Origin of the sequence: Streptacidiphilus anmyonensis, assembly GCF_000787855.1 — a bacterium.
Lineage (GTDB): Bacteria > Actinomycetota > Actinomycetes > Streptomycetales > Streptomycetaceae > Streptacidiphilus > Streptacidiphilus anmyonensis.
Map to the genome: position 1 here is coordinate 45,910 of NZ_BBPQ01000057.1, position 7,027 is coordinate 52,936.

Annotated in this window: 6 protein-coding genes; 1 reads left to right on the top strand and 5 read right to left on the bottom strand. The window is 70.7% G+C overall.

Features of this window, described 5'->3' with window-relative positions:
- Positions 1-96 precede the first annotated feature (96 nt).
- The 3 genes from TR50_RS32330 to nsdA all read right to left on the bottom strand — a co-directional run bounded on the left by TR50_RS32330 (position 97) and on the right by nsdA (position 3,582).
- On the bottom strand, positions 97-435 hold the full coding sequence (locus TR50_RS32330) for a P-II family nitrogen regulator (RefSeq protein WP_042430552.1): 339 nt from the start codon (positions 433-435) through the stop codon (positions 97-99).
- Position 436: 1 nt separating this feature from the next.
- The gene (locus tag TR50_RS32335; RefSeq protein ID WP_042430555.1) at positions 437-1,801 is read right to left on the bottom strand and encodes an ammonium transporter; all 1,365 of its coding nucleotides are present in this window, start codon (positions 1,799-1,801) and stop codon (positions 437-439) included.
- 320 nt (positions 1,802-2,121) lie between these two features.
- The gene (nsdA, locus tag TR50_RS32340; protein WP_042430558.1) at positions 2,122-3,582 is read right to left on the bottom strand and encodes a transcriptional repressor NsdA; all 1,461 of its coding nucleotides are present in this window, start codon (positions 3,580-3,582) and stop codon (positions 2,122-2,124) included.
- Between the two features lie 401 nt (positions 3,583-3,983).
- On the opposite strand from nsdA, the gene TR50_RS32345 reads away from it, so the two are divergent.
- Complete coding sequence (locus tag TR50_RS32345) at positions 3,984-4,499, top strand: bifunctional DNA primase/polymerase (protein WP_042430561.1); 516 nt, start codon at positions 3,984-3,986, stop codon at positions 4,497-4,499.
- 70 nt (positions 4,500-4,569) lie between these two features.
- Here TR50_RS32345 and ftsY read toward each other — a convergent pair whose 3' ends face one another.
- A complete protein-coding gene (ftsY, locus tag TR50_RS32350; RefSeq protein WP_042430563.1) occupies positions 4,570-5,832 on the bottom strand; it encodes a signal recognition particle-docking protein FtsY in 1,263 nt (420 codons plus the stop codon).
- 31 nt (positions 5,833-5,863) lie between these two features.
- Positions 5,864-7,027, bottom strand: a 1,164-nt coding sequence (locus tag TR50_RS32355; RefSeq protein ID WP_152648757.1) for an AAA family ATPase, incomplete at its 5' end; no start/stop codon positions are given.

Genomic DNA, 7,027 nt, shown 5'->3' on the forward strand with positions numbered 1-7,027 from the left:
CTTCTCCGTTCGGAGTGCCGACCCGTGGAACACGAACGGCGGAGCGGGCCCGCCACCCTCCTCGGTCGCGAGCCCGCCTCACCACACCCCTGCTGCCTACAGCGCGTCCGGTCCGCGCTCGCCCGTGCGGACCCGCACGGCGGTCTCGACCGGGACGCTCCAGACCTTGCCGTCACCAATCTTGCCGGTCCGGGCCGACTTGACGATGACCTCGATGACGCTGTCGGCGTCCTCGTCCTCGGCCAGCACCTCTATGCGGACCTTCGGGACGAGGTCGACGGTGTACTCCGCGCCCCGGTAGACCTCGGTGTGGCCGCGCTGGCGGCCGTAGCCGCTGGCCTCGGTGACCGTCAGGCCGTGGACGCCGAAGGACTGGAGGGCCTCCTTCACGTCGTCCAGGCGGTGCGGCTTGATCACGGCGGTGATGATCTTCATCTCAGGCATCGACCTTCGTCTCGGCGGGGCTGTCGGCGGCGCTCTTCTCGGCTGCGGCCTTCTTGGCCGCGGACGCCGACGGAGCCGACGGGGAGAGGGCCTTGGAGAGGGCCGCGCCCACCGCGCTGAAGTCGTAGGCCGATTCGGCGTGCTCGGCCTGGTCGATGCCGGCGATCTCGACGTCCTCGGAGACCCGGAAGCCCATCGTCTTCTGGATGACCGTGCCGATGATCCAGGCCAGCACGAAGGAGTAGGCGCCGACCGCGCCCACGCCGATCGCCTGCTTGCCCAGCTGGGCGAAGCCGCCGCCGTAGAAGAGGCCCTTGGCCGCGGAACCGCCGCCGCCGGTGGCCAGCAGGCCGATCAGCAGCGCGCCGACCGCACCGCCGACCGCGTGGACGCCCACCACGTCGAGCGAGTCGTCGAAGCCGAGCTTGTACTTGAGGCTGATCGCCCAGGCGCACAGCACGCCGCAGATCAGGCCCAGCGCGATCGAGCCCAGCGGGCTGATGTAGGCACAGGCCGGGGTGATGCCGACCAGACCGGCGACCGCTCCGGAGGCCGCGCCGAGGGTGGTGAACGCGCCGTGCTTGATGCGCTCGAACGCGAGCCAGCCGATCATCGCTGAGGCGGTGGCGACCTGGGTGTTGGTGAAGGCGAGGCCGGCCAGGCCGTTGGCGGCGAGCGCGGAGCCCGCGTTGAAGCCGAACCAGCCGAACCAGAGCAGACCCGAGCCGAGCATCACCAGCGGCAGGCTGTGCGGACGCATCGGGTCCTTCTTGAAGCCGACCCGCTTGCCCAGGACCAGCGCGAGGGCCAGGCCCGCGATACCGGCGTTCAGGTGAACCGCGGTACCGCCGGCGAAGTCCAGCGCGCCGATGTGGTCGACCAGCCAGCCGCCCTTGCCGCCGTCGGTGTAGAAGACCCAGTGGGCGACCGGGAAGTAGACCACGGTGACCCAGAAGGCGATGAAGACCGCCCAGGCGCTGAACTTCGCCCGGTCCGCGATGGCACCGGAGATCAACGCGGGGGTGATCACCGCGAACATCAGCTGGAACATCGAGAAAGCGAACACCGGAATGGTTCCGGACAGTTGGTTCATTCCGATGTGGCGCATGCCGAGCATCGAGAAGTCGCCGATCAGGCCATGAAAGGAATCAGGGCCGAAAGCGATCGAAAAGCCGAAGAGCACCCACAGCACTGTGACGATGCCGAGCGCGATGAAGCTCATGGCCAGCATGTTCAGAGCGCTCTTGACTCGAACCATGCCGCCGTAGAAGAACGCGAGGCCGGGGGTCATCAGCATGACCAGGGCCGCGCTTATGAGTACGAATGCGGTGTCTCCGCCGCTGAAGCCGCTGGGCATCGGCGTCTCCTCGATTCTCGGGCCGCTCCGATCCCGGGTATCCCGTCCCGTGCCCCCGGGGTCGTCGGCTGATGTTGAGGAGATTGACGCAGGCCGGTTTCCACAGATGCCCGCTGTTGTTTCGCACGGGTGACGAAGCTGACGCCGGTGTTACGCCCCGATGAACGGAGCCTCACCGAAAACCGGCCGCGAGAACCGTCCGGATGACCTGGCGTGGGGGAGCCGAGTCGGGTGAAGGGGGACGGTGCTCGCGGCCGGAGAACAATCCGCTTTCGCGGAGGATTGGCAGCTCAGACGGTATGCGATGGAATCGCGCGGGCTCAGGCGCTGTTCTTGTTGGCCAGGGTGTCGGGCAGCGTCTGGTCGATCTGCTCGCGCAGCCGCCGCACGCTGGGCACGTCCTTGAACTCCCGCTGGGCCGCCTCGGTCGTCTTGCGCAGCCGCGTATTGACACGTTCAGAACGAATCCGCGCGGCGATCTCCATGGCCTGCTCGGCGCTGGCGACCGCGGCCTCGGGCTCGCGGTTGAGCACGTGGACGCTGGCCATGCCGATCAGGTTGAGGGCGTAGGAGCGCTTGTGGCCGGGATCGTCCGAGAAGAGCCGCACGGCCTCGCCGATCTCGGGCTCCGCCTGCAGCGCGTACACCTGGCTGCGACCGGTGTGGTAGCAGAGATCGCGGTAGGAGTGGCCGTTCTCGGCGTGCAGCTCGGCCTCGGAGAAGAAGCCCAGCCAGTCCGGGATCGGGTCGTTCCGGCCGGCCTCGTCGAAGCAGTCCTCGGCGTGGCGGGCGGCGCGGTAGCACTTGCCGGCCTCACCGAGGTTGGCGTAGGCGCGGGCCTCCATGGCGTGCATGAGTGCGAGTTGGCGTGAACTCGCCGTGTCGCGGGAGCCGTACTGCGCGAGGTGGATCAGCTCCAGCGCGTCCCCGGGGCGGTTCAGGTGGATCATCTGACGGCACATGTCCGTGAGGATCAGCCCGCCGAAGGGGCGGTCCCCCGCCTCCTTGGCGGCGTGCAGCGCGAGCACGTAGTACTTCTGCGCGCTCGGGTGCATGCCGACGTCGTAGGACATCCAGCCCGCCAGGTGGGCGAGTTGGGCCGTGGTCTGGAACAGGCGCTGGGTGGTCTGCGGGCTGTAGCTCTCCTGGAGCAGGTCGCAGACCTCGTGCAGCTGGCCGACGACGGCCTTGCGGCGCAGGCCGCCGCCGTTCTGCGCGTCCCACTGACGGAACATCATGACCGTGGACTCGAGCAGGTCCAGCTCGGGGCCCGAGAGCCGACCGGTGACCGGCTCGCCCTCGCGGGCCGCGGCGAGCACCGGGGTGGGACGGCCGTGCGCGTTCGGGGTGAGCCAGCGCTGCATCGGCTCGATCAGGGCGGAACCGGCCGTCAGCGCGAGCGAAGTGCCCAGGAAACCACGGCGATTGAGCATCAAGTCGCTGCGGGAGTACTCGGAGATGAGCTGGACGGTCTGATCGCCGCCCCACGGCAGGTCGATGCCGGACCCGGGAGTCAGCGGAGCGACGGCCTTGAGACCGAGATCCTCCACCGGGACCGGTGAGCCGAACCGGTCCGAGAAGAGCTCGGAGAGGATCTTCGGGATCGGCTCGCGCGGCTGCTCGCCGTCGAGCCAGCGCCGCACCCGCGAGGTGTCGGTGCTGATGTGCGCTGCGCCCATCTGCCGTGCGCGGCGGTTGACCTGACGGGCCAACTCGCCCTTGGACCACCCGCTGCGGACGAACCACGCGGTCAGCTTGTCGTTGGGTTGCTTGTCGCCCACCGGAACGCCCCCATCCCGGGCTCGTGGCCGTCAGTTTGCTTGAGTGCGGAATGAGTTGGCACCGATGAAAACGCCCGTGCCAGTGGCATACCCGCTGACGTGCTCATGTCGTGCTGGGTTCTCCGACCCTGCATCAGGAACGTAGCGCGATTTGCGCCGACCGGGGGAGCTTGTGCGGAGAAACGCCACCTTTCGCCACCCCTACGGGTGAACTTCCCGCGACTCGCTCGCGCTTCACTGGTGAGCAGGATGTTCACCGCCGTTCTCCGAGCCGCCGATCTCCTGAGTAACACACCACCCGAACGACCGCCTGCCATGCCCGAATTGTGCAGGCGCGAACTCCACGGGCATGCGCCCCGTAACCAAGGTCTCCCCCGATCGGTTGGAGGTGAGTGGACTTGATGAGCACCGAATCCCTGTTCGGCGACAGCTGGCTCCGGGTTCAGCGGCGCCGGGCCAGGCTGACCCGGACCGAGGCCGCCGCGGAGTACCGCTCACGCTGGGGCTGGGCCACGGAGTTGGACGGCCCCGCCGTCCAACTGCTCACCGGCCAGGCCTTCGACGTCCTCGACGTCCCCGAGCCGGCCGGCTGCCAGGCCCTGGTCCGTCTGGAGCGCATGGGCATCCGCCCGGGCCCGGTCCTCGCGGCCCAGAGCCGCGCGTACTTCTTCGTCGCGCCCCAGACGGCGTCCCGCCTCCCGGAGCTGCTCTACCGCACCGGCTGGGACGACGCCGAGCTCGACCTGCTCCCCCACGGCCCCGGCTCCCGCGTCCCGGCCCCGCCCTCCCCCGGCGCGCGCTGGCTCCGCCCGCCGACGGACGACAACGCCGCCCGCCTCCCCGACCCGAAGCTGCTGCTCGGCACGCTCGCCTACGCCAGCCACCGCCGCGCCCCGGAACTCGCCGGACGGCGCTGACAGGACAACGGAGAAGCCGCCGCCCGCTGTGCGCGGGCGGCGGCTTCCAGGTTCCGCGTCGGGCCGGGGCTCAGCCCAGGAGCGCGTCGACGAACGCGCCCGGCTCGAAGGGGGCGAGGTCGTCCGCGCCCTCGCCGAGGCCGATGAGCTTGACCGGGACGCCCAGCTGGCGCTGGACGGAGACGACGATGCCGCCCTTGGCGGTGCCGTCGAGCTTGGTCAGCACGATGCCGGTGATGTCGACGACCTCCGCGAACACCTTCGCCTGGACCAGACCGTTCTGGCCGGTCGTGGCGTCCAGCACCAGCAGCACCTCGTCCACCGGGCCGTGCTTCTCGACGACGCGCTTCACCTTGCCGAGCTCGTCCATCAGGCCGGTCTTGGTGTGCAGACGACCGGCGGTGTCGACCAGGACGGTGTCCGCGCCCTCGGCGATGCCCTCCTTGACGGCGTCGAAGGCCACGGACGCCGGGTCGCCGGCCTCCGGACCGCGGACCGTACGGGCGCCGACGCGCTCGCCCCAGGTCTGGAGCTGGTCGGCCGCGGCGGCACGGAAGGTGTCGGCCGCGCCGAGCACGACGGTGTGGCCGTCGGCGACCAGCACGCGGGCCAGCTTGCCGCTGGTGGTGGTCTTGCCGACGCCGTTGACGCCGACGACCAGAAGGACCGCCGGACGGGCCGGGGTCTCCTCGTCGTGGCGGGCGACGTGCAGGCTGCGGTCCAGCGACGGGTCGATCAACGCGACGAGCTCCTCGCGCAGCAGGCCGCGCAGCTCGTCCGGGGTGCGGGTGCCGAGCACCTTCACGCGGGTGCGCAGCCGCTCGACCAGCTCCTGGGTCGGCGCGACGCCGACGTCCGCGGTGAGCAGCAGCTCCTCGATCTCCTCCCAGGTGTCCTCGTCGAGACGGTCCCGGGAGAGCAGCGACAGCAGGCCCTTGCCCAGGGTGTTCTGCGAGCGCGCCAGACGGGAGCGCAGCCGGACCAGACGGCCGGCGGTCGGCTCGGGGACCTCCAGCTCGGGGGCCGCCTCGGCCTCGGCGACCTCGGCGGCCTCAGCGGTCCGCGCGGCCTCGGCCGCCGCAGCGGTCTCGGTGTCCGTCGGGAGGGTGACGTCCTCGAGGGTGCGGCGCTCCTCCGGCGCGCCGACGGCGGCATCCTCGCCGACCTGTGGCTCGGCCGTCGGCTCGACGGTCCTCTGGTCGGCGGGCTTGGTGATCTGCGGCTGCGCCTTGGGGGCGGGCAGCTCCTTGCGCCGTCGACCGGTGACGACGAGACCAGCGGCCGCCGCGACGGCGACCACAGCGATGACTACAGCAAGAATGAGGGTTTCCATGGCCCTCCCAGTATCGGGTACGCGCGGAGCGCTACTCGGTCGGTGACAACGCCGGGGGCTCCTGCGGCGGCGCGGGCTCCTCCGTCCGCCGCAGCTGACGCGGAGGCTTGCGAGGTTCGTCACGCAGCCGCTGGCTGATCACCTGGGAGATGCCGTCGCCGCGCATCGAGACGCCGTAGAGCGCGTCGGCGCACTCCATGGTGAGCTTCTGGTGCGTGATCACGATGAGCTGCGAGCTGTCGCGCAGCTCCTCCATGATCGCGATCAGCCGGCGCAGGTTGGTCTCGTCGAGCGCGGCCTCGACCTCGTCCATGACGTAGAACGGGCTCGGGCGCGCCTTGAAGATCGAGACCAGCAGCGCGACGGCCGTCAGGGAGCGCTCGCCGCCGGAGAGCAGCGAGAGCCGCTTGACCTTCTTGCCCGGCGGGCGGGCCTCCACCTCGACGCCGGTGGTCAGCATGGACTCCGGGTCGGTGAGGATGAGCCGCCCCTCGCCGCCGGGGAAGAGCCGGGAGAAGACGCCCTCGAACTCGCGCGCGGTGTCGTGGTACGCGGCGGTGAACACCTGCTCGACCCGCTCGTCGACCTCCTTGACGACGGTCAGCAGGTCGCGGCGGGTGGTCTTGAGGTCCTCCAACTGCTCGGAGAGGAACTGGTGGCGTTCCTCGAGCGCGGCGAACTCCTCCAGCGCCAGGGGGTTGACCTTGCCGAGCTGGGTGTAGGCCTTCTCGGCGGCCTTCAGCCGCTTCTCCTGCTCGGCGCGGACGTACGGGCGGGGCGCGGCGTCCTCGGGCAGCTCCTCGCCCTCGGCGGGCAGCGGCGGCGGGACGGGCTGGTCCGGGCCGTACTCTCCGAGCAGGGCGTCGGCTTCGATGCCGTGCTCCTCCAGCGCCTTGCCCTCCAGCTGCTCTATCCGCAGCCGCTTCTCGGCGCGCAGCACCTCGTCACGGTGGACGGAGTCGGTCAGCTTGTCGAGCTCTGCCTTGAGTTCACGGCTGCGGGCGCGCTCGCGCGTCAGCTCGGTCTCGCGGACGGCCCGGTCCTGCTCGGCGCTCGCCTTGTCCGAGGCGGCCGCGGCAAGGGAGTGCTCGATGTGGGCGAGCAGTTGCCGGGCGCCCTCGGCGACGGCGCTCGCCACCTGCGCCTCGTGGGCCGCGCGGGCGGCACGCGCGGCGGCGCGGGCCCTGGCCTCGCG

Bases quoted from the DNA above. Each gene is read 5' to 3' on its own strand.
- TR50_RS32330 (WP_042430552.1), bottom strand. From the start codon at position 435: ATGAAGATCATCACCGCCGTGATCAAGCCGCACCGCCTGGACGACGTG.
- TR50_RS32335 (WP_042430555.1), bottom strand. From the start codon at position 1,801: ATGCCCAGCGGCTTCAGCGGCGGAGACACCGCATTCGTACTCATAAGC.
- TR50_RS32345 (WP_042430561.1), top strand. From the start codon at position 3,984: ATGAGCACCGAATCCCTGTTCGGCGACAGCTGGCTCCGGGTTCAGCGG.
- ftsY (WP_042430563.1), bottom strand. From the start codon at position 5,832: ATGGAAACCCTCATTCTTGCTGTAGTCATCGCTGTGGTCGCCGTCGCG.